A 20,561-nucleotide genomic window follows, 5' to 3' on the forward strand; every position below is an offset into this window, starting at 1 on the left:
AACAGGTGATTCTCACGGTCACCCTCAACACGGCACTGGATCTCACGTACCGGGTGCCCGCCCTGACCCCGCACGCCTCGCACCGCGTCACCCAGGTCATCGAACGGCCCGGCGGCAAGGGCCTCAACGTCGCCCGCGTCCTCGCCGCCCTCGGGCACGAGACGGTCGTCACCGGCTTCGCGGGCGGCGCCACCGGCGACATGCTCCGGGCCCACCTCGCCGGCGGCCGGGTCCGCGACGAACTCGTCCCGATCGCCGGACCCACCCGCCGCACCGTCGCCATCGTCGACACCGCGTCCGGCGACACCACCCAGCTCAACGAGCCGGGGCCCACCATCACCGCCACCGAGTGGTCGGTCTTCACCGGCCGCTACGCGCAGCTGCTCACCGGCGCCTCGGCGGTCGCCCTGTGCGGCAGCCTGCCGCCCGGCATCCACGTCGGCGCGTACGCGGAACTCGTCCGCCTCGCCCGCGGCGCCGGCGTCCCGGTCCTCCTCGACACCAGCGGCGAACCGCTGCGGCGTGGCATCGCCGCCCGCCCGGACCTGGTCAAGCCGAACGCCGACGAGCTCGCGGCGCTCACCGGCTCACGCGAACCGCACCGGGCCACCCGCGACGCCCGCCGCCGCGGAGCGCACGCGGTGGTGTCCTCGCTCGGCCCCGACGGCATGCTCGCGGCCACCGGGGACGGCCTGTGGCGGGCGGCGCCCCCGGCCACGGTGAAGGGCAATCCCACCGGCGCGGGCGACTCGGCCGTCGCGGGTCTGCTCTCCGGTCTGGTCGACGGCCTCGACTGGCCGGAACGGCTGGCGCGCGCGGTGGCGCTGTCGGCGGCGACGGTCCTGTCGCCGGTCGCGGGCGAGTTCGACCGGGGCGCGTACGAGGAGATACTCCCCCGGGTCACGGTGACGGAGCAGGCCGCGGCGGCATGACCCCGTGATCGTGGCCGGAGGTCGTGGCCCCGGTGGGGTGACGGCCGGGTCCTTACGGGTGGCCCGCACACGGCGGGCGGGACGACCCGCGACGGGCGCCCGCATGCGGAGGACCACATGACGAAGGCCCCCGCGGAACCGTGTTCCGGGGGGCCGTTCGTCGGACGGAAGCCGGCGGGGGCGCCTGTCAGGCGCCCGACTCCGGTGTGATCTTCAGCCAGTCGAAGACCGCGTCGCACTGGTTGCCCTGCTCACACGCCAGCTTGATCGTGTTCGTGCCCTCCTTGAGGGTCACCGGCGCCCAGGTGGTCTGCCAGTTCTTCTCCAGGTTCGGGTCCGTGGAGTGGATGAAGTTCTTGAGGCCGATCGGGGAGCTGTTCGCCTTGTCGTTGACGACCAGGGTCGCGTTGGCGTCCACGGCCGGGATCGCGTAGCGGACGTACAGGCGGTACTTCCCCGCCTCGGCGACGTCGGCCTGCCAGGTCACTGAGGAACCGACGGCGTTGAAGCCCGTCACGTAGGCGCCGTCCGCGCCCTCCGCGCCCTTGATGTCCTTGGCGAGGAGCGCCGTGCCGCCCAGCTTGAGGGTGGCCGCGTCCTGCTGGGGCAGCTCCGCCTGGCTGGGCTTCGCGCTGGGCTGGGTGCTCGGGGTCTCCGTGACCTGCGACGCACCGTCGCTCGGCTTGCCGCCCGCGACGCCGCCGTTGTCCTCGTCGCCCCCGCTGTTGTTGATGACGGCGGCGGTGATGCCGATCACGACGACCGCGACGACCGCGATCGCGCCGATCAGCAGCCCCTTGGTGTTGGGGCCGCGGCCGCGCTGGGGCGGCAGCGGGGCCTGGCGGGTCCGCTCGCTGCCGGGGTAGGTCTCGGGCGCCGCGTAGGGGGCGTTCGACTGGCCGTACTGCTGCTGGCCGCCGTAGTTCGCCTGCTGCGGCACATGGGCGCCCGGCTGTCCGCCGCCGTACTGGCGCTCGCCGACCGTCCTGACCTGGTTGTACGACGTTCTGGGGACACCCGGCTGCGCGGCCGGTCCGGGGTAGCCGTAGCCGCCGGCCTGGCCGGGGTGCTGGGCGCCCGCCGCCTGGCCGTCCGCGTACAGGTAGCCGAACGGATCGTCGTTCTCGGGCGTGTTCGCGCCGTCGTTACCGGCAGCCATCCGGGTCACTCCTATCCATGCTCGCCAGCCGTCGCCGACCGGCCGAGCCTACCCCGAACGGGGAAGCGGACGATCCGGTCCTTGACATCCGGGCCTGGATCGGCGCGCTATCCGGCGCGGCGGTGGATCTTGGAGCGGGAGCGCTTCTCGATGTACATCCGCTGGTCGGCGGAGTTCAGGACCTCTTCGACGGTCATTCCGCACTCGGCCCAGCCGATGCCGAAACTCGCTCCCACCCGGACGGCCCGCCCGTCGACCCGGATCGGCGGGATGATCGCGTTCCGCAGGCGTACGGCCAGGTCGGCGGCGTCCGCCGCGCCGAGGCCGTCGGCGAGGACGACGAACTCGTCTCCGCCGAGCCGGGCGACGGTGTCGCCGTCGCGCACGCCGGTGGTGAGGCGGCGGGCGACCTCGATGAGGACGGCGTCACCGGTGTGGTGGCCGAAGCGGTCGTTGATCGACTTGAAGCCGTCGAGGTCGCAGAAGAGGACGGCGAGCCCCTTGGTGCCGTCGTCGACCTCGCCGCCGGAGGGGGCGACGATGTGGACGTGGTGGTCGTACGGGCCGCCGGCCCCGGCCGCCGCGCCGAATCCGAACCCGTGCTCGTGGCCGTAGGGCGCGTCGTAGCCGGCGTCGAGATACTCCGCCTCGGTGGCCCGGGCGGCGTTCGGGCGCTCGCAGATCCGGGCGCTGAGTCGGGAGCGCAGTTCGGCGCTGTTGGGCAGTCCGGTGAGGGCGTCGTGCGAGGCGCGGTGGGCGAGCTGGAGCTCGTGGCGCTTGCGCTCCTCGATGTCCTCGACGTGGGTGAGCAGGAAGCGGGGGCCGTCGGCGGTGTCGGCGACGACGGAGTTGCGCAGGGAGACCCAGACGAAGGTGCCGTCGCGGCGGCCGAGGCGCAGCTCGGCGCGCCCGCCTTCGGCGGAGGTCCGCAGCAGGGTCCCGATGTCCTCGGGGTGGACCAGGTCGGCGAAGGAGTAGCGGCGCATGATCGACGCCGGGCGGCCGAGGAGCCGGCAGAGGGCGTCGTTGGTGCGGAGCAGGCGGCCGTGCTGGTCGCCGCCCATCTCGGCGATGGCCATGCCGGAGGGGGCGTACTCGAAGGCCTGCCGGAAGGATTCCTCGCTGGCGCGCAGGGCCTGCTGTTCGCGCTCCAGGCGGACGAGGGCGCGCTGCATGTTGGCCCGCAGTCGGGCGTTGCTGATCGCGATCGCCGACTGGGAGGCGTACATCTGGAGGGCTTCCTGGCCCCAGGGGCCGGGGTGCCTGCCGTTGCGGGGCCGGTCGACGGAGATCACGCCGAGGAGCTCGCGGCCGGAGCCGGAGGCGTACATGGGGGCGTAGAGGCGGTCGTGCGGGTGCCACTCGTCCTCGAAGCGCGGGGCGGGGCCCTCGGTGTGCCACTGCGGGACGTCGTCCTCGATGAGGACCCAGCCCTCGGTGTGGGGTATGAAGCGCAGGTCGCCCCAGGCGACGCCCATCGACAGGCGGCGTTCCCAGGAGGCGCGGGAGCCGACGCGTCCGGTGATCAGGGCTTCGGCGGCGGGGCTGCCGGCGAAGGCGGCGACGACGAGGTCTCCGTCGGGGCGCACGAGGTTGACGCAGGCCAGCTCATAGTTGAGGCCGGCCACGATGCCGTCGGCGACGGTCTGCAGGGTGTCCGCCAGGCTGCGGGCTGTATTGAGGTCGGCGACGACCTGATGCAACTGCCGCAGAGTCGCAAGACGGACGTAGGGCTCCGACTCGGTCTCCATCGCTCGCTCTCCCCGAGACCTCGACAGCAACTCCAGGGTTCTCATCGGCACTCGTGCTGCATTGTCTCCGCCACTGAATCACAGCGAGCTGTGCACCCGGTACACAGGGTCAACAAATACTGGGCTCTGTGACTCAAGTCACAAAGGGTGGTGTGGGGTTGCGGGGGCGCGGAACGGGCGCCCGGGGAGGTGTCGGGGGCGCCCGGAACGGGGCGGTCTGACAGGCCCCGGGGCGGGGACCGGGGCGGGTCCTAGGACCCGCGAGGGGCCCGGGCTGGTCCCACGGCCCGATGTGGCACGCGCGGTCGGCGGACTAGCGTGCGAATGTGCTGCAGAAGACCATCCCCACCTCGCCCCCCGTCTCGGATCTGGCCATCCCTCATGCTGAGGGGGTGAGCAACGACGAGTTCCGGGCGGCGATGTCCCGCCTCGCGGCGGGCGTGGTGCTGGTGACGGCCCACGACCCGGACGACGGCCCGCGCGGCGAGGACGTCGGCATGACGGCGACCGCCTTCCTGTCGGTCTCCCTGGACCCGCCGCTGGTCCTGGTCAGCCTCCGCAACGACTCCCGCATGGACGACCTGCTGGCCGAGGTCCCGGTCTGGGCGGTGTCGGTCCTCACGGACGGCCAGCGGCACATCGCGGGCCGCTTCGCGATGAAGGGCCGGATCAGCGACCGCCTCCTCTTCGAGGACGTCGCGTACACCCGGGGCGAGGAGAGCGGCGCGCCCCTGATCGGCGGCGCGCTGGCCACCCTGGAGTGCCGTACGGAGTCCCGCGTGGTCGCCGGCGACCACACCCTGGTGGTCGCCCGCGTCCTGACGGCCGCGCTTCCCTCCTCGGAGGCGGGCCCGCTCACGTACTTCCGCGGCAAGTACCGCCGGCTGGACTGAGGCCGGGACGGAGGAGGCCCGGGTGCGGGCCTCGGCGGCGCCGCGGCGGACCGGGTCAGGACCAGTCGCGGCCCTGGCGGCCCCGCTTCGTCTCCGCACGCTGCTTCTTCACGCGCAGCCGGCGTTCGTTGATCCCGCGCGGGATCTTCGTCGCACGCCGGGGCTTGGGGGGCGGGGCCGTGGCCTCGGCCAGGAGCGCGGCGAGCCGGACCGCCGCCGTCTCGCGGTTGCGCCACTGCGAACGGTGGTCCGACGCCCGGACCGTCAGCACCCCGCCGACCAGCCGTGACGCCAGCCGCTCCAGCGCCCGCGCCTTCCAGACCTCCGGCAGCGCCTCCGTACGCGCCAGGTCGAAGCGGAGCTCCACCTGCGAGTCGCTCGTGTTCACGTGCTGCCCGCCCGGCCCCGACGACCGCGAGAAACGCCACATGAGCTCGGCCTCGGGCAGCGAGACGGAGCCGCGGATGAGGTGCTTCCCCGGGGGGCGCGCCCCGGGCCCCCGTACTTCGGTACCGGACATGTCATCCATGTTCCCCGCGGCGGGTCCCTCACGTCATCCTCTTTTCATGCCGTGCCCCCCGGATGGAACCGGCACGGCACCGTCCGCGTTATCCCGTGTGACGACACCACCCGTCACGAAGCATGAAGAACACGAAGAAAGGGACTTCCCATGGCTGTAAGCCTGTCCAAGGGCGGCAATGTCTCGCTGACCAAGGAGGCTCCGGGCCTGACCGCCGTCACCGTGGGCCTCGGCTGGGACGTCCGCACGACCACCGGCACGGACTTCGACCTCGACGCCTCCGCGATCGGCGTGGACCCGGCGGGCAAGGTCGCCTCCGACGCCCACTTCGTCTTCTTCAACAACAAGTCGACGCCGGACCAGACGATCGTCCACACCGGTGACAACCGCACCGGCGAGGGCGGCGGCGACGACGAGCAGATCAACGTCAACCTGGCCGGCCTCCCCGCGAACGTCGACAAGATCGTCTTCCCGGTCTCCATCTACGACGCGGTCAACCGCTCGCAGAACTTCGGCCAGGTCCGCAACGCCTACATCCGCATCGTCAACCAGGCCGGCGGCGCCGAGATCGCGCGCTACGACCTCTCCGAGGACGCCGCCGTCGAGACCGCCATGGTCTTCGGCGAGCTCTACCGCAACGGCGCGGAGTGGAAGTTCCGCGCGGTCGGCCAGGGCTACGCCTCCGGCCTCGAGGGCATCGCCCGCGACTTCGGCGTCAGCATCTGACGCACGCGTCCCGCGACCCACGGGTCGCGCGGCGTGCGCGTCGCCGCGGGCGCACCGCCGGCGCCCGACTCCTGACGTCGGGCGTCGGGCGTCGGGCGTCGGGCGTCGGGCGTCGGGCGGCGGGCGTCGGCTCGCCGCCGCCCGCCGCGACGCACCAGCGGCATGAGGAGAGCCCCGGCAGGAACGCCGGGGCCCTACCCTGTCCCGGATGATCGTCGAAGCGCTCACCCCCGGCGAGGCCCACGCCCTCCCCGGCCCGCTGCTCACCGAACTCACCGCGCTCTACGTGTCGAACCGCGCGTTCCAGGAGCTCAGCGGGGACTTCCCGGACCCCGACGACATCCGCCCCGAGCAGGTCGCCGCCTCCCTGGCCGACGAGCTGGCGCAGCCCGGCACCGAGGTCCTGCTCGCCCGTTCCGAGGGCCGCCTCGTCGGGATCGCCGTCACCCTCGCCACGCACCCCGACCCCGCCCGGCCGGATCCGTGGATCGGGCTCCTGATGGTCGACGCCCGCGCCCACCGCAGCGGTCACGGCAGCCGGCTCGCCGCCTTCGTCGAGGACCGTTTCCGCGCCGCCGGCCGCACGGGCCTGTGCCTCGCCGTCCTGGAGAACAACTCCCGGGCCCTCGCCTTCTGGACCTCCCTCGGCTATCGGGAGACCGACCGGCGCCGGGACCTCGCGCACGGCCGTCCTTGCGTCGTGCTGCGCAAGGCGCTCTGACGGGCCGGGGTCCGCGCCGCCCTCAGGGCTTGTCCGGCTTGTCGTCCCCGTACAGCCACACGTCCCACAGATCGCTCAGGTCCTCCCCCGCCACGTCCTCCACGTAGGTCGTGAAGTCCTCGGTGGAGGCGTTGCCGTGCCGGTGCTTCGCAGGCCAGCCCGCGAGGATCTCGTAGAACGTGTCGTCCCCGACCGTCTGCCGGATCTTGTGCAGGACCATCGCGCCCCGCTGGTACACGGGCGGCGCGAACAGGTCGCCTGCCGTCGGCGGTTCGGCGGGCGGGAACGCCCAGTTCGCGTCCTCGGCGAAGGCCTTCTCGAAGCTGCGCTGCGCCGGGGTGTCCTCGAAGTCCTCCCCGTACAGCCACTCCGCGTACGTCGCGAAGCTCTCGTTCAGCCACATGTCCTTCCAGGTGGCGGGCGAGACGGAGTTGCCGTACCACTGGTGCGCCATCTCGTGGACCAGCGTCCCGACGTCGAAGGAGCCCTGCGGGAAGACCGGCCGGGTCTGGGTCTCCAGGGCGTAGCCGGCGTCACCGTCCTGCTCGACGATCGCGCCGGTCGACGAGAACGGGTACGGGCCGAAGTTCTCCTGCTCCCAGGCGAGGAGTTCGGGGATGCGGCCCATGAGCCCGGCGCTCCCGGCGGCGACCGCGGGGTCGGCGGCGGTCAGCACGGGGATGCCGGAGGGGGTCGTCGAGGTCGTCGTCGTCCAGCGGCCGACGGCCACCGTCGCGAGGTAGCTCGCCATCGGCTGCGCCGAGTGCCAGACGGCGGTGGTGCGGCCGTCCACGGTCCGCTCCGAGGTCCGCACGCCGTTGGAGAAGGCCCGCAGCCCCTCGGGGACGGTGAGGGTGATGTCGTAGGTCGCCTTGTCGGAGGGGTGGTGGTTGCCGGGGAACCAGGCCATGGAGCCGATCGGTTCGCCGAGCGCGAGCGCCCCGTCCTTCGTCTTCAGCCAGCCCTCGGCGGAGCCGTCCGCGTCGGTCATCTTCCGCGGGGTGCCGGAGTACGTGACGACGGTCCGGAAGACCTCGCCCCGGTCGATGCCGTCGCGGGGCCGGAGGGTCAGCTCGTCGCCGGCCCGGTCGGCGGCGGCCTCGGCGCCGTCGACGGTGGCGCGGCGCACGGTGAGACCGGTCAGGTCGAGGTTGAAGGCGCTGAGGTCCTGCGTGGCCTGGGCGGTGATCTCGGCGGTGGCGTCGAGATGGTTACGCGCGGGGTCGTAGTCGAGGGTCAGGGCGTAGTGCCGGACGTCGTAGCCGCCGTTGCCGATGCGCGGGAAGTACGGGTCGCGCAGTCCCGCGGCGCCCGGGGTGCCGTGCCCGCTGCCGTGCCCGTCCTCCGCGCCGGTGCAGCCGGTGAGCGGGATCAGCAGGGCCGCCGCCGCGGCGAACGGGGCGATGCGGGCTCGGCTTCGGTGTCTCACCCACCGATCCTATGCAGCGACCTGGGCGCCGGCGCGGCGCCGACGTCCGTGTACGAACGGAGGCACCGGCTCCGCGCGCGGGGCGGTGTGACGGCGCTGCGGGCCGGGGTGGTGACGGCGGTACGGGCCGGGGCGCCGCGCCCGGCGGGCGGTACGGGCCGGGGCGCCGCGCCCGGCGGGCGGCCGGCGGGGAGCGGCCGCCCGGTGCCGTGCGGCCCACGTGCCCGGTGGCGCCCGGCGGGGATCCGGGGCGCCACCGGCGGGCAGGGGTGACGAGCACCCCTGGCGCCTACTGGTCCAGGGCCGCGACGCCCGCCTGTGCGAACTTCTCGTCCAGGTCGCCGCTCGGCGCACCCGCGACGCCGATGCCGGCGATCGGGGCGCCCTTGGCGGTGACGGGGGCGCCACCGGCGAGGAAGAGGGTGCCGGGGATGTCCTTCAGCTGGGGCGCCTGGGCGAGGCGGCCGGCCAGCACCGAGGTCGGCGCGTTCCAGGAGACCGCGGTGAACGCCTTGCGCTCGGCCGACTCGTAGGACTGCGGGCCGGCGCCGTCGCCGCGGAGGGTGACGACGGTGTTGCCGTTGCGGTCGACGACGGCGACGGACACCCGCTGGCCGGCGTCCTCGGCGGCGTCGAGGGTGGCCTGCGCGGCCTTCGTCGCGGCCTCGATCGTCAGGTGCGTGGACTGCTGCAGGTTCTTGTTCGCGGCGTCGGCCTTGACGGCGGCGGCGGGCGCGGCGGCCGGGGCGGAGGCGTTGGCGGAGACGGCGCCGAAGGTACCGGCGGCGACGACGGCGGCGGTGGCGGCACCGATCAGGATCTTCTTCATGGGGTGTTCCTCCAGGCTGGGCTTCGGGGGTCCTTCGCTCTGCCATCGATCCTCCGGCCGGATCCGGACCCCCACGGTCGACGGAGCGGATGCCTCCGCCGCGCGGTACGGGCGACACGCCTGTCAGCCGATCGGTTGATGCCGCGGTGGTCCACCAGGGCCACCATGGATACGTACACCCAGGTCAGGACCGTTCTCGAAGGGCACGTGATGGAGCAGGACCCGGACGCCCGCTGGCTGGCGCGGGTCATGCACGTCGCCTTCTTCCTCCTGCTGGGCGCGTCCCTCGCGCGGTTCCTGCTGCGTCACCCGTGGGAGGACCGCAGCCCCTGGATCGTCGCGCTGTCCGGCGCGCTCGCCGCCCTCTACCTCCTGGGACCGGTCCTCGGCACCCGTGCCACCCCGCGCCGGATCGCCTGGCTCTTCACCGTCGTCGCCGTCTGGATGGTCCTGGTCGTCCTCGCGCCCAGCTTCGCCTGGTGCGCCGTGCCGCTCTTCTACACCGGTCTGCGCACCCTGCCGCCGCGCGCCGCCCTGGTCCTGGTCACGCTGCTCACCGTCTTCGTCGTGGCCGCGCAGGTCCAGCTCTCGCACGGCGGCTGGGACCCGAACCTGATCGTCGCCCCGCCGGCCGTCGCCGCGATCGCCACCGCGGTCTTCGTCCACGCGCAGCGCCAGGCCGACCGCCAGCGGGCGCTGATCGACGACCTGATCCGCACCCGGCGCGAACTGGCCGCCACCGAACGCCGCGAGGGCACGCTCGCCGAACGCCAGCGCCTGTCGATGGAGATCCACGACACCCTCGCCCAGGGCCTGTCCAGCCAGCAGATGCTGCTCCAGGCAGCCGACCGCACGTGGGACGGCGACCCGGCGACCGCCCGCCGCCACGTGCGTACCGCCGAGTCGATCGCCGAGCGCAACCTGGCCGAGGCCCGGCGCTTCGTCCACGACCTCGCGCCCGCCGACCTCGCCGAGGGCGGCGGTCTGGAGCAGGCGCTGCGCGCGCTCGCGGACCGGGAGTTCGCCGCGTTCCGAGTCGACGGCGCTCCGGTGCCGCTGCCCGACCGGGTGCAGTCCGCGCTGCTGCGGATCGCCCAGGGCGCCCTCGCCAACGTCCGCGAGCACGCCGGCGCCGCGTCCGCCGCGCTGACCCTGACCTACCTCGACGACCAGGTCGTCCTCGACATCGCCGACGACGGCCGCGGATTCGACCCCGGGGCCGCCCGCGGCCCCGACACGCCGGGCGAGGCGGGCGGTGCCCGGGGCGTGCGCGGTCACGGCCTGCCCGCGATGCGGGTACGGGCCCGGCAGCTCGGCGGCACCCTCACCATCGAGTCCACCCCCGGCGAGGGCACCGTGCTCTCGGCCGCGATCCCCCTGGAGGCCGCGCCGTGACGGTACGGATCCTGCTCTGCGACGACCACGCCGTCGTCCGCGCCGGGCTGCTCGCGCTGCTCGGCAGCGAACCGGACATCGAGGTCGTCGGCGAGGCGGGCAGCGGCGAGGAGGCGGTCGCGATGGCCGCCAAGCTGCGCCCCGACGTCGTACTGATGGACCTCCAGCTGGGCGCGGGCATCGACGGAGTGGAGGCCACCCGCCGCATCACCTCCCCCGACGTGCACGTCCTCGTCCTCACCACCTACGACACGGACGCGGACATCACCCGCGCCATCGAGGCGGGCGCCACCGGTTACCTGCTGAAGGCGGAACGCCCCGAGGAGCTGTTCGCCGCGATCCACTCCGCCGCCCAGGGCCGCACCACCCTGTCCCCGCCGGTCGCCAGCCGGGTCATGGACCGGATGCGCGGCGCGGCCCGGCCGGCCCTCACCGACCGCGAACGGGACATCCTCGGCCAGCTCGCGCACGGCCTCGGAAACCGCGAGATCGCCCGCGCGCTGTTCATCAGCGAGGCGACCGTGAAGACCCACCTCGGCCGGATCTACGCCAAGCTCGGCGTCGACACCCGCGCCGGCGCCGTCGCGGTGGCCAAGGAACAGCGACTGCTCCCCTGACCCCTCTCACGCTGCTACCCTGCGTTGCCTGTCCATCGCAAGGTGTAACACCCCCGTGGAGCGCGCGTGAAGATCGCCTGCGTCGGAGGCGGGCCCGCGGGCCTGTACTTCGCGATCCTGATGAAGCGGCAGGACCCGTCCCACGAGATCACCGTCTACGAGAAAAACCCGGCCGGCTCCACCTACGGCTGGGGCGTCACCTACTGGGCCGGCCTGCTCGACAAGCTGCGGGACGGCGACCCGGAATCCGCCGAGGCGATCAGCGCGGCGTCGGTCACCTGGACCGACGGCGTCGCCATCGTCCGCGAGGAACGCACGGTGCACCGCGGCGACGCGGGCTTCGGCATCGGCCGCCGCACCATGCTGGCCCTGCTCACCGAGCGGGCCGAATCCCTGGGCGTACGGGTCGAGTTCGAGCACGAGATCACCGATCCGGCCGACGAGCTCGCCGACGCCGACCTGGTCGTCGCGGGCGACGGGGTGAACAGCGTGCTGCGCGAGCGCCACGCCGCCCACTTCGGCTCGGAGACCGTCCTCGGCCGCAACCAGTACATCTGGCTCGGCACCACCAAGGTCTTCGACTCCTTCACCTTCTCCTTCGTGGAGACGGACCACGGCTGGATCTGGTGCTACGCCTACGGCTTCAGCGGGGAGCAGTCGACCTGCGTCGTGGAGTGCTCGCCGGAGACCTGGACCGGGCTCGGACTCGACCGGCTCGACGAGGCGGACAGCCTGGCGCTGCTCGAGAAGCTCTTCGTCGGCCTCCTGGAGGGCCACGAGCTGATCGGCCGCGCGCAGGCCGGCGGCAGCGCGCAGTGGCTGAACTTCCGCACGCTGACGAACCGCTCCTGGCACCACGGCAACCTGGTGCTGCTCGGCGACGCCGCCCACACCACGCACTACTCGATCGGCGCGGGCACCACGCTGGCCCTGGAGGACGCCCTCGCCCTCGCCGAGGCGCTGCGCGAGGACACCGCGGACCTCGACGCGGCCCTGAGCCGCTACGGGCGCCGCCGCCGCGCCGAACTCCTCTCCGCGCAGAGCGCGGCCCGCTACAGCGCCCGCTGGTACGAGAACCTGCCGCGCTACATGCGGCTGGCCCCGGTCCAGATGTTCGCGCTCCTCGGCCAGCGGCACTCCCCGCTGCTCCCGCACATCCCGCCGCAGCTCTACTACCGGATCGACAAGGCGGCCGACCAGCTGGAGCCGCTGCGCCGTCTCAAGCGCTGGCTGGGCCCGCGGGTGGCCCGGACCCTGCACGCCCGCACGCGCGGCTGAACCGGGAGCGGGCACGGAGGCGGCGGCCGGGCCGGATCCGGACGGAGGGCGGGAGCCTCGGCCGGGGGCCGGTCTCCGCGCCGTGCCGCCCGGGCCGGGATCCCCGGGCGGGCGGAGGTCGCCCTCCGCCCGCCGTGGGACCATCGATCCGTGCTCGACATCGGCTACTCCCTCTCCCGACGCTTCCCCGACCCCCCGCAGACCGACTACCGCCGCGCGGACGTCCACGCCCTGCGCCACGACCTCTTCTGCGGGGACGTCTACCTCGCCGACCCCAAGGCCGACCGCGAGGTGTCCACAGCCTGGGGATGGGTGCCGGTCCTCGACTTCGCGTGGGCGCTGTGCGACATCGTCGAGCGGCTCGACCGCGACCCGCGCGGTAGCCGGGCCGCGAAGCCGCAGTACGCCGAGCTCGACTTCACCGAGTCCTCCGACCTCATGCTCTTCGAGCGCCGGTTCGGCTGGGTGGACGTCGAGGCCGACTGGATGCCGGGCGACGAGCCCCCGCTCACCTTCGGCCACGCCGAACTGCGCCGCGAGGCGCGCGACTTCCTGCACGACCTGATCGCCGACCTCACCGACATGCACGAGGGCCTCGGCGACAACCCCGCGGTCTGGGACCTCCAGGCCCGCTTCCCCCGGATCGCGTAGGTGCTGTCCGGGCGGCCCCCGAGCACGGCAGCCGGTACCGCACCCCACGGAGGCCGGCCGGGCCTTCGGCGTACCCGCGCCACGCGGTCGTGGACGTCGTGGACGTCGTGGCGCGCCGCCCGCCCGGACCTCAGCCGAAGCCTCGAAGCGGATCGCCGAGGCCCTGCCGGCGCCGGGCGGCGACACGGACCCCCGCACCGGTCACCCGGTCAGTCCTCCACCCGCACCCCCAGCTGCGCCGCGAACACCGGCGCCAGGTCCAGCAGCTGGGCCGTACTGATCACCGCGCCCGCGAGGGAGTCCACCCCGCGCGCGATCTCCAGCCGCTGCACCGTCCGCAGGTCCACGTCCTTCAGCCGGGCCGCGCCGAAGTCCACCCCCGTCAGGACGCAGTCGCGGAACTCCACCCGCTCCAGCGACGCGCCGCCGAAGTCCGGCTCGCTCAGCACGCACCCTTCGAAGACGACGTCCTTCAGCTTCGCCGCCCGCAGGTTCAGGTAGTCGATCTTCCCGCCCCGCACCAGCACCCGCTCCAGCACCGCCCCGTGCAGCTGCGCCCCACCGAGCCGCGCGTCGACGACCTCGACGTCACGCAGCGACGCCCCCACCAGGTCCGTCCCCACCCCGCGGATCCCGGTCAGCACCGAATCCAGCACCCGCGCGCCGGTGAGCCGCGTCCCGTCCACGGCGCACTCGCGCACCGCGCAGTCCAGGAACCGCGCCCCCGGCCCGTCCTGCTCCGACAGGTCGAGCCCGGCGAACTCCAGCCCGTCGTAGTCCCCGTCCGGCTCCAACGCGCCCTCGTACGCCGTCAGCGGCGGCAGCCGCACCTCCGGGCGCCGCACGACCGCCACCTTCTTCTTCCTCGCCACCATGCCCTCATTGTGAGGTGCGCCACCGACAGCGCCCCGATGTCACGAACCGCGCCACCGCCACCGTCCCCCCTGTGAGACCGACACCAGGGAGCGGCACATGAAGCACATCACCGTCGTCGGAGGCGGGTTCGCCGGGCTCACTGCGGCTGTCACCGCGGCCGAGGCGGGGGCCAGGGTCACCCTCCACGAGGCTCACCACACCCTCGGAGGCCGGGCCCGCACCGCCGAGGGCCCGTACCTCACCAACGAGGGGCCGCACGCCCTCTACCGCGGCGGACCGCACTGGACCTGGCTGAAGCAGCGCGACCTCCTCGGCCCGCTCGCGCCACTGCCCCTCCGCGAAGCGGCCCGCTTCCGCTTCCACCGCGCCGGGGCCCTGCGCCGCACCCCGCCGCTCGGCTTCCTGCGTCACACCCTCCGCACGGCCGACCGGGCTCCCGTCGACACCGACTTCCTCACCTGGGCCACCCGTGTCGCCGGCCCCACCGCCGCCCGCACCGCCGCCGCCTTCAGCGCCGTCGCCCTCTTCCACCACGACCCCGGCTCCCTCTCCGCCCGCTTCGTCCAGGAGCGCCTGCACCGGGCCGCCGCCGTGCCGCCCGAGGCCCACTACCTCCGCGGCGGCTGGGGACAGCTCGTGGACCGGATGGCCGCCCGTGCCTGGGATCTCGGCGTACGCATCGAGACCTCCTCCCGCCTCGACGAGCTGCCGCTCGGCGACGGCCCCGTCGTCGTCGCCACCTCCCTGCCCGCCGCCGCCCGCCTCCTCGGCGACCCCGACCTGACCTGGGACAGCGGCCGCACCGTCTTGTTCGACCTCGCCCTGCGCACCCGCGCCGGCGATCCCTTCGTCGTCTCCGACCTGGACGCCCCCGGCTGGATCGAGCGCTTCACCGCCCAGGACCCCTCCCTCGCCCCGGCCGGCCAACAGCTCCTCCAAGCCCAACTCCCGATCGCCCCCGGCCAGTCCAAGGCCGACGGCGTCGCCCACGCCGAACGCCTCCTCGACCTCGCCTTCCCCCACTGGCGCGAGCGCACCGTCTGGCGCCGCGAGGCCGTCAGCACCGGCCGTACCGGAGCCGTCGACCGCCCCGGCACCACCTGGCGCGACCGCCCCGCGATCGACCGCGGCGACGGGGTCTACCTCGTCGGCGACCAGGTCGCCGCACCCGGCGTGCTGTCCGAGGTCTCCTTCACCAGCGCCGTCGAAGCGGTGTCCCTGGCCCTGCGCGCCCACCGCCTTGACCTCAAGCGCGCTTGAGATTGAAAGCTGGGCTCACCGACGGACCACAGCACCACCGGAACAGGGGAGCCCGCCATGCACGCCATGCGCCTCCACGCCTTCGGCCCCGCCGAGAACCTCGTCCACGAGGAGACCGCCGATCCCGTACCCGGCCCGGGCCAGGTCCGGATCGCGGTCGCCGCGGCCGGTGTCCACCTCCTCGACACCGCCCTGCGCGAGGGCATGACCGGCCCCTTCCCCGCCCCCGCCGAACTCCCCACCATCCCGGGCCGCGAGGTCGCCGGCACCGTCGACGCCCTCGGCGAAGGCACCGACCCGAGCTGGCTCGGCCGGCGCGTCGTCGCCCACCTCGGCCTCGCCCCCGGCGGCTACGCCGAACTCGCCGTCGTCGACGCCACCCGGCTCCACGCCCTGCCCGACACCCTCGGCGAGGCGGAGGCCGTCGCCATGGTCGGCACCGGCCGCACGACCCTCGGCATCCTCCAGTTCACCACCCTCGGCCCCGAATCCGTCGCCGTCGTCCCCGCCGCCGCGGGCGGCATCGGCACCCTCCTCGTCCAGTACGCGAAGAACGCCGGCGCCACCGTCATCGGCCTCGCCGGCGGCCCCGAGAAGGTCGCCCGCGTCCGGGAGAACGGCGCCGACCTCGCCGTCGACTACACCCGCCCCGACTGGGCCGCACAGGTCCGCGCCCACCTCGACGCCCTCGGCAAGGACGCCACCGTCGTCTTCGACTCCGTCGGAGGCGACACCGGCCGCGCCGCCGTCGACCTCCTCGGCAAGGGCGGACAGCACCTCGTCTTCGGCTGGTCGGGCCAAGGCATCCACGACGGCGAACCCCTCAGCTTCACCGAGGAGGAACTCGCCGCCCGCGGCATCACCTCGGAAGGCGTCCTCGGCCCCGTCATGATCCGGAAGGCCGGCGGCGACGTCCGTGCCCTCGAACTCGCCTCCCTCGCCGAAGCGGCCGCCGGCCGCCTCCGCCCCGCCGTCCACCGCTTCCCCCTGGCCGAGGCCGCCGCCGCCCACCGCGCCCTGGAGAACCGGGGCACCATCGGCAAGGTCGTCCTCGTCCCGTAGTCGTCCCGCCCGCACCCGCACCCGCACCGGCACCGGCACCGGCACCGACCCACCGGCACGAACCCGGCGGCGCCGGTGCCCGCGCGCCCCCGAACCCGGCGGGCCGCGGCGCGCCCGGCCGCCCACCCGCCACCCGCGCCGACCCCTCCCCCTACCCCTCCGCGCCCAACGCCGCCAACGCCCCGTCGGTCAGCCGGTAGACCTCCCACTCCTCCTGGGGCCGCGCGCCCAACGACTCGTAGAACGCGATCGACGGAGCGTTCCACCGCAGCACCGACCACTCCAGGCGCTCGTAACCCCGCTCCACGCACGTCCGCGCCAACTCCCGCAGCAGCGCCTTGCCGTACCCACCGCCCCGCACCCCCGGCCGCACGTACAGATCCTCCAGGTGGATCCCGTGCACCCCACGCCACGTCGAGAAACTCAGGAACCACAGACTGAAGCCCACGACCTCGCCCTCGTCGGTCTCCGCGATGTGCGCGAACACCGCCGGGCACTCCCCGAACAACGCCTCACGCAACTGCTCCCGGGTCGCACGCACCTCGTGCAACGCCTTCTCGTAGTCGGCCAGCTCACGGACCATCGCGTGGAGCACGGGGACATCGGCGGGAGTGGCGGCACGAATCATGCGACCAGCCTGCACCGGATCACCGCGCACGGGAAAACGGCGTCCGGGCGATGGACACCTGGTCCGCGGCCGGCGCCTCCTCCCCGTCCGGCCCCACCCCGTCGAACCGGATGCGAGAAGCGGACAGTTCCTCCGGAATACGGATCACAGGCCGAGTACCGGCACCACCCGGCGCCGAGATGCGACGAAATCCGCAGGCCCACGCCCCGCGCCCATCCAGTAACCTCCGGCCCACGCACCCCAGAGGCCCCACAGGGACAGAGGACACCATGAGCAGCACGGTCAACGGCGGTATCTCGTTCTGGTACGCGCAGGAAGGCGCCCCCGCCCCCCGCGAACCGCTGCCCGGAGACACCACCGCCGACGTCTGCATCGTCGGCGGCGGCTACACCGGCCTCTGGACCGCCTACTACCTCAAGAAGGCCGTCCCCTTCCTCAACATCACCGTCCTCGAAGCCAAGTTCTGCGGCTACGGCGCCTCGGGACGCAACGGCGGCTGGCTCTACAACGGCATCGCCGGCCGCGACCGCTACGCCGCACTCCACGGCCACGAGGCCGCCGTCCGACTCCAGCAGGCCATGAACGCCACCGTCGACGAGGTGATCGACGTCTGCCGGACCGAGAACATCGACGCCGACATCCACCGCGGCGGCGTCCTCGAAGTCGCCCACACCCCCGCCCAGCTCTCCCGCCTCAAGGACTTCCACGCCGTCGAACTCGCCTTCGGCGAGAAGGACCGCGAACTCTACGGAGCCCGCGAGACCGCCGGCCGCATCCGCGTCGCCGGCGCCGTCGGCTCCACCTGGACCCCGCACGGCGCCCGCCTCCACCCCGTCAAGCTCGTCCAGGGCCTCGCCGCTGCCGTCGAAGCCCTCGGCGTCACCGTCCACGAGTCCACCCCCGTCACGGAGATCAAGCCCAAGCACGCGATCACCCCGTACGGCACCGTCCGCGCGCCCTACGTCCTGCGCTGCACCGAAGGGTTCACGGCCTCCCTCGCCGGCCAGCGCCGCACCTGGCTCCCCATGAACTCCTCCATGATCGCCACCGAGCCCCTCAGCGACGCCCAGTGGGACACCATCGGCTGGAACGGTCTCGAAACGCTCGGCGACATGGCCCACGCCTACATGTACGCCCAGCGCACCGCGGACGGCCGCATCGCCCTCGGCGGCCGGGGCGTCCCCTACCGCTACGGCTCCCGGACCGACAACGACGGCCGCACCCAGCCGCAGACCGTCGAAGCCCTCCGCGAGATCCTCATCCGCTTCTTCCCGTCCCTCGCCGGCCTCGGCATCGCCCACGCCTGGTCCGGCGTCCTCGGCGTCCCCCGCGACTGGTGCGCCACCGTCACGCTGGACCGCTCCACGGGCCTCGGCTGGGCCGGCGGCTACGTCGGCTCAGGCGTCGCCACGACGAACCTCGCGGCCCGCACCCTCCGCGACCTGATCCAGCAGGACTCGGGCCAGTCGGGCCCCACCGAACTGACGACGCTCCCCTGGGTCGACCACAAGGTCCGCAAGTGGGAGCCGGAACCGCTGCGCTGGCTCGGCGTCCAGACGATGTACGCGGCCTACCGCACGGCCGACCGCCGCGAGGCGGCGACCCACACGGCGACGACGGACCGCATCGCCACCCTGGCCGACCGCCTTTCGGGCCGCTGACCGCCGCGTGACCCACGAGTGCCCCGGACCAGGAGAGTCCGGGGCACATTCCGATTCACCGTGGGTTCAAATCCCACGCCCACCGCGGGTGAACGGCCCCTGACCAGCCAGTCTGGTCGGGGGCCCGTCCTGTTCACGTGACTGCTGAATACCGTGTTTCCCCGCGGCTTCCCGACTGATCGGGCACGGTAGGGGCACGACAGGAACAAGATCGAGGGGGACGGGATGGATGAAGATCAGATAGCGCGTGCAGTTGCTCGGGGCATGCACCAGTACGAGGCGGATCAGAGAGCAGCCGAGAGGCGCCGGGTCCAGAAGCTGGGCATTTTCGTATTTATCGCCGCGCCGGTGGTTGGACTCCTGATCCTCGCGTCTTTCGGCAAGCTCGGCTGAACGACACGCTCCCAAGCCACGACGAGACCGGTACCGACGCGGAGCGACCCCACCAGCAGGCACCACATCGCGGCAGCAGCTGCTCCCCGGCCGCCCATTCCCGGTGGTGCGTTCGCCTCACACTCCCGTCATCCGTGACGGCGGGGGTACGGCGCCCCGCCCTACTCAGGCCCGGCAGTCGATCGGCCGTGCGCAAGAGGCCTGATCCGTCAGCACATGACGAGTGACCGTGATCAGCACATCGCGGGGAAGCTCGGGATGATCCGCCAAGCCCGTAAGGGCGGACCTTCTGGCACGCAGGTGGCACGGCCGTGATCATGCGAAAGGGCCGGCGCCGGGGAATCATGCCCCTGCGCCGGCCCTCTGTCTTGAGCCCCCTGTCGGGTTCGAACCGACGACCCCCGCTTTACAAGAGCGGTGCTCTGGCCAGCTGAGCTAAGGAGGCAGCGAGTGCAGTGTATCCAACGCCCGTCGCGCGCCGGTCGGAAATATCACTGGCCTTCGAGTACTGACAGATCAGCCCTCGCCAGGTAGCGTCACCCGAGGTTCACTCCGGTGGACTAGACCCATCCTTCCTTCCACTCGGATCGTCCGGCACGTTCCTGCCGGTGAAGGGACACATCACCATGGCTTCCGTCACTTTCGACAAGGCGACCCGGCTCTACCCGGGTTCCGACAAGCCCGCCGTCGACCAGCTCGAGATCGAGATCGCGGACGGCGAGTTCCTCGTCCTCGTCGGTCCCTCGGGTTGTGGCAAGTCCACCTCCCTGCGCATGCTCGCCGGCCTGGAGGACGTCAACGGCGGCTCCATCCGCATCGGTGACCGTGACGTCACCCACCTGCCGCCCAAGGACCGGGACATCGCGATGGTGTTCCAGAACTACGCGCTGTACCCGCACATGACGGTCGCCGACAACATGGGCTTCGCGCTCAAGATCGCCGGCGTCAACAAGAGCGAGATCCGCGCCAAGGTCGAAGAGGCCGCGAAGATCCTCGACCTCACGCCGTACCTGGACCGCAAGCCCAAGGCGCTCTCCGGCGGTCAGCGCCAGCGTGTCGCCATGGGTCGCGCCATCGTGCGTGAGCCGCAGGTGTTCCTCATGGACGAGCCGCTGTCGAACCTCGACGCCAAGCTCCGCGTCTCCACCCGTACGCAGATCGCGAGCCTGCAGCGCCGGCTCGGCATCACGACGGTGTACGTGACGCACGACCAGGTCGAGGCCCTGACCATGGGCGACCGTGTCGCCGTGCTCAAGGACGGTCTGCTCCAGCAGGTCGACTCGCCGCGCAACATGTACGACCGTCCCGCCAACCTCTTCGTCGCCGGCTTCATCGGCTCCCCGGCCATGAACCTGGTCGAGGTCCCGATCACCGACGGTGGCGTGCGGTTCGGCAACAGCGTCGTGCCGGTCTCCCGCGAGGCGCTGTCCGCCGCGTCCGCCAAGGGCGACACGACGGTGACCGTCGGCATCCGCCCCGAGCACTTCGACGTCTCGGGCGCCGACAGCGGCTTCGGTCTGGCCGTCTCCGTGAACGTCGTCGAGGAGCTCGGCGCCGACGGTTACGTCTACGGCTCCGCGCGCGTCGGCGGCGAGGACAAGGACCTGGTCGTCCGCGTCGGCGGCCGCGCCGTGCCGCAGAAGGGCTCCGTGCTGCACGTGGTGCCGCGCGCCGACGAGCTGCACGTCTTCTCCACCTCGACGGGCGAGCGCCTCTCCGGCTGACCCGGAAGCCACCGCCGTACGGCCTCGCATCGGTTGCCGATGCGGGGCCGTTCGCG

General features: G+C 73.0%; 20 protein-coding genes and 1 tRNA gene. 13 read left to right on the forward strand and 8 right to left on the reverse strand.

What is annotated here, in order from left to right; translation table 11 throughout:
* Nucleotides 1–5 precede the first annotated feature (5 nt).
* Nucleotides 6–932, forward strand: coding sequence for a 1-phosphofructokinase family hexose kinase (locus ACE1OA_RS15650; RefSeq protein ID WP_432752926.1), 927 nt, complete (start codon nt 6–8; stop codon nt 930–932).
* 187 nt (nt 933–1,119) lie between these two features.
* On the opposite strand, the gene ACE1OA_RS15655 is transcribed toward ACE1OA_RS15650, so the two are convergent.
* Entirely contained in the window at nt 1,120–2,091 is a 972-nt protein-coding gene (locus ACE1OA_RS15655; protein ID WP_356607086.1) for a CBM35 domain-containing protein, read from the reverse strand.
* Between the two features lie 107 nt (nt 2,092–2,198).
* A complete protein-coding gene (cdgB, locus tag ACE1OA_RS15660) occupies nt 2,199–3,842 on the reverse strand; it encodes a diguanylate cyclase CdgB (RefSeq protein ID WP_356607088.1) in 1,644 nt (547 codons plus the stop codon).
* Nucleotides 3,843–4,168: 326 nt separating this feature from the next.
* Here cdgB and ACE1OA_RS15665 point away from each other — a divergent pair, with 326 nt between their 5' ends.
* Complete coding sequence (locus ACE1OA_RS15665; RefSeq protein ID WP_356607090.1) at nt 4,169–4,735, forward strand: flavin reductase family protein; 567 nt, start codon at nt 4,169–4,171, stop codon at nt 4,733–4,735.
* A 55-nt stretch (nt 4,736–4,790) separates the two neighbouring features.
* Here the strand turns inward: ACE1OA_RS15665 and arfB are convergent, their stop codons facing one another.
* Nucleotides 4,791–5,255, reverse strand: coding sequence for an alternative ribosome rescue aminoacyl-tRNA hydrolase ArfB (arfB, locus tag ACE1OA_RS15670; RefSeq protein WP_147978551.1), 465 nt, complete (start codon nt 5,253–5,255; stop codon nt 4,791–4,793).
* A 150-nt stretch (nt 5,256–5,405) separates the two neighbouring features.
* Between arfB and ACE1OA_RS15675 the strand changes: the two genes are divergently transcribed.
* Nucleotides 5,406–5,981 (forward strand): TerD family protein, encoded by a 576-nt coding sequence (locus ACE1OA_RS15675; protein ID WP_356607092.1) that lies wholly within the window; start codon nt 5,406–5,408, stop codon nt 5,979–5,981.
* A gap of 208 nt (nt 5,982–6,189) precedes the next feature.
* Nucleotides 6,190–6,702 (forward strand): GNAT family N-acetyltransferase, encoded by a 513-nt coding sequence (locus ACE1OA_RS15680; protein ID WP_356607094.1) that lies wholly within the window; start codon nt 6,190–6,192, stop codon nt 6,700–6,702.
* A 22-nt stretch (nt 6,703–6,724) separates the two neighbouring features.
* On the opposite strand, the gene ACE1OA_RS15685 is transcribed toward ACE1OA_RS15680, so the two are convergent.
* Together ACE1OA_RS15685 and ACE1OA_RS15690 are read right to left on the reverse strand one after the other, a co-directional pair.
* On the reverse strand, nt 6,725–8,131 hold the full coding sequence (locus ACE1OA_RS15685) for a M1 family metallopeptidase (RefSeq protein WP_432752927.1): 1,407 nt from the start codon (nt 8,129–8,131) through the stop codon (nt 6,725–6,727).
* A gap of 289 nt (nt 8,132–8,420) precedes the next feature.
* Nucleotides 8,421–8,960: a GlcG/HbpS family heme-binding protein gene (locus tag ACE1OA_RS15690; protein ID WP_356607098.1), complete on the reverse strand. Its 540-nt coding sequence runs from the start codon at nt 8,958–8,960 to the stop codon at nt 8,421–8,423.
* A 165-nt stretch (nt 8,961–9,125) separates the two neighbouring features.
* On the opposite strand from ACE1OA_RS15690, the gene ACE1OA_RS15695 reads away from it, so the two are divergent.
* From ACE1OA_RS15695 to ACE1OA_RS15710, 4 genes are all read left to right on the forward strand, one after another.
* On the forward strand, nt 9,126–10,355 hold the full coding sequence (locus ACE1OA_RS15695) for a sensor histidine kinase (RefSeq protein WP_432752928.1): 1,230 nt from the start codon (nt 9,126–9,128) through the stop codon (nt 10,353–10,355).
* Nucleotides 10,352–10,972 carry a response regulator transcription factor gene (locus ACE1OA_RS15700; protein WP_356607102.1) on the forward strand — a complete coding sequence of 207 codons (621 nt, stop codon included), beginning with the start codon at nt 10,352–10,354 and terminating at the stop codon, nt 10,970–10,972. The genes ACE1OA_RS15695 and ACE1OA_RS15700 overlap by 4 nt, the downstream gene beginning before the upstream one ends.
* 66 nt (nt 10,973–11,038) lie before the next feature.
* Nucleotides 11,039–12,250, forward strand: coding sequence for an FAD-dependent monooxygenase (locus ACE1OA_RS15705; protein ID WP_356607104.1), 1,212 nt, complete (start codon nt 11,039–11,041; stop codon nt 12,248–12,250).
* A 150-nt stretch (nt 12,251–12,400) separates the two neighbouring features.
* Nucleotides 12,401–12,901, forward strand: a complete 501-nt coding sequence (locus tag ACE1OA_RS15710) for a hypothetical protein (protein ID WP_356778655.1) — start codon at nt 12,401–12,403, stop codon at nt 12,899–12,901.
* Nucleotides 12,902–13,110: 209 nt separating this feature from the next.
* Here the strand turns inward: ACE1OA_RS15710 and ACE1OA_RS15715 are convergent, their stop codons facing one another.
* Nucleotides 13,111–13,776, reverse strand: coding sequence for a pentapeptide repeat-containing protein (locus ACE1OA_RS15715; RefSeq protein ID WP_356607108.1), 666 nt, complete (start codon nt 13,774–13,776; stop codon nt 13,111–13,113).
* A 97-nt stretch (nt 13,777–13,873) separates the two neighbouring features.
* On the opposite strand from ACE1OA_RS15715, the gene ACE1OA_RS15720 reads away from it, so the two are divergent.
* Both ACE1OA_RS15720 and ACE1OA_RS15725 read left to right on the forward strand, forming a co-directional pair.
* Nucleotides 13,874–15,037: an NAD(P)-binding protein gene (locus ACE1OA_RS15720; RefSeq protein ID WP_384870300.1), complete on the forward strand. Its 1,164-nt coding sequence runs from the start codon at nt 13,874–13,876 to the stop codon at nt 15,035–15,037.
* A gap of 57 nt (nt 15,038–15,094) precedes the next feature.
* A complete protein-coding gene (locus ACE1OA_RS15725; RefSeq protein WP_432752929.1) occupies nt 15,095–16,099 on the forward strand; it encodes a zinc-binding dehydrogenase in 1,005 nt (334 codons plus the stop codon).
* A gap of 151 nt (nt 16,100–16,250) precedes the next feature.
* Here ACE1OA_RS15725 and ACE1OA_RS15730 read toward each other — a convergent pair whose 3' ends face one another.
* Nucleotides 16,251–16,727: a GNAT family N-acetyltransferase gene (locus tag ACE1OA_RS15730; RefSeq protein WP_356607114.1), complete on the reverse strand. Its 477-nt coding sequence runs from the start codon at nt 16,725–16,727 to the stop codon at nt 16,251–16,253.
* Between the two features lie 269 nt (nt 16,728–16,996).
* Here ACE1OA_RS15730 and ACE1OA_RS15735 point away from each other — a divergent pair, with 269 nt between their 5' ends.
* Nucleotides 16,997–18,388, forward strand: a complete 1,392-nt coding sequence (locus tag ACE1OA_RS15735) for an NAD(P)/FAD-dependent oxidoreductase (protein ID WP_432752930.1) — start codon at nt 16,997–16,999, stop codon at nt 18,386–18,388.
* Nucleotides 18,389–18,652: 264 nt separating this feature from the next.
* Complete coding sequence (locus tag ACE1OA_RS15740; RefSeq protein WP_432752931.1) at nt 18,653–18,781, forward strand: hypothetical protein; 129 nt, start codon at nt 18,653–18,655, stop codon at nt 18,779–18,781.
* A gap of 371 nt (nt 18,782–19,152) precedes the next feature.
* Here ACE1OA_RS15740 and ACE1OA_RS15745 read toward each other — a convergent pair.
* Nucleotides 19,153–19,226 (reverse strand) — tRNA-Thr (locus tag ACE1OA_RS15745).
* A 181-nt stretch (nt 19,227–19,407) separates the two neighbouring features.
* On the opposite strand from ACE1OA_RS15745, the gene ACE1OA_RS15750 reads away from it, so the two are divergent.
* Nucleotides 19,408–20,505, forward strand: a complete 1,098-nt coding sequence (locus ACE1OA_RS15750) for an ABC transporter ATP-binding protein (RefSeq protein WP_356607118.1) — start codon at nt 19,408–19,410, stop codon at nt 20,503–20,505.
* Nucleotides 20,506–20,561 lie beyond the last annotated feature (56 nt).

The sequence above is a fragment of the Streptomyces sp. JL2001 genome (assembly GCF_050917515.1).
GTDB lineage: Bacteria > Actinomycetota > Actinomycetes > Streptomycetales > Streptomycetaceae > Streptomyces.

Excerpts from the sequence above, each read along its gene's own strand:
- ACE1OA_RS15655 (WP_356607086.1), bottom strand. The coding sequence starts at position 2,091 with ATGGCTGCCGGTAACGACGGCGCGAACACGCCCGAGAACGACGATCCG.
- cdgB (WP_356607088.1), bottom strand. The coding sequence starts at position 3,842 with ATGGAGACCGAGTCGGAGCCCTACGTCCGTCTTGCGACTCTGCGGCAG.
- arfB (WP_147978551.1), bottom strand. The coding sequence starts at position 5,255 with ATGTCCGGTACCGAAGTACGGGGGCCCGGGGCGCGCCCCCCGGGGAAG.
- ACE1OA_RS15675 (WP_356607092.1), top strand. The coding sequence starts at position 5,406 with ATGGCTGTAAGCCTGTCCAAGGGCGGCAATGTCTCGCTGACCAAGGAG.
- ACE1OA_RS15680 (WP_356607094.1), top strand. The coding sequence starts at position 6,190 with ATGATCGTCGAAGCGCTCACCCCCGGCGAGGCCCACGCCCTCCCCGGC.
- ACE1OA_RS15690 (WP_356607098.1), bottom strand. The coding sequence starts at position 8,960 with ATGAAGAAGATCCTGATCGGTGCCGCCACCGCCGCCGTCGTCGCCGCC.
- ACE1OA_RS15695 (WP_432752928.1), top strand. The coding sequence starts at position 9,126 with ATGGATACGTACACCCAGGTCAGGACCGTTCTCGAAGGGCACGTGATG.
- ACE1OA_RS15715 (WP_356607108.1), bottom strand. The coding sequence starts at position 13,776 with ATGGTGGCGAGGAAGAAGAAGGTGGCGGTCGTGCGGCGCCCGGAGGTG.
- ACE1OA_RS15720 (WP_384870300.1), top strand. The coding sequence starts at position 13,874 with ATGAAGCACATCACCGTCGTCGGAGGCGGGTTCGCCGGGCTCACTGCG.
- ACE1OA_RS15725 (WP_432752929.1), top strand. The coding sequence starts at position 15,095 with ATGCACGCCATGCGCCTCCACGCCTTCGGCCCCGCCGAGAACCTCGTC.
- ACE1OA_RS15730 (WP_356607114.1), bottom strand. The coding sequence starts at position 16,727 with ATGATTCGTGCCGCCACTCCCGCCGATGTCCCCGTGCTCCACGCGATG.
- ACE1OA_RS15735 (WP_432752930.1), top strand. The coding sequence starts at position 16,997 with ATGAGCAGCACGGTCAACGGCGGTATCTCGTTCTGGTACGCGCAGGAA.
- ACE1OA_RS15740 (WP_432752931.1), top strand. The coding sequence starts at position 18,653 with ATGCACCAGTACGAGGCGGATCAGAGAGCAGCCGAGAGGCGCCGGGTC.
- ACE1OA_RS15750 (WP_356607118.1), top strand. The coding sequence starts at position 19,408 with ATGGCTTCCGTCACTTTCGACAAGGCGACCCGGCTCTACCCGGGTTCC.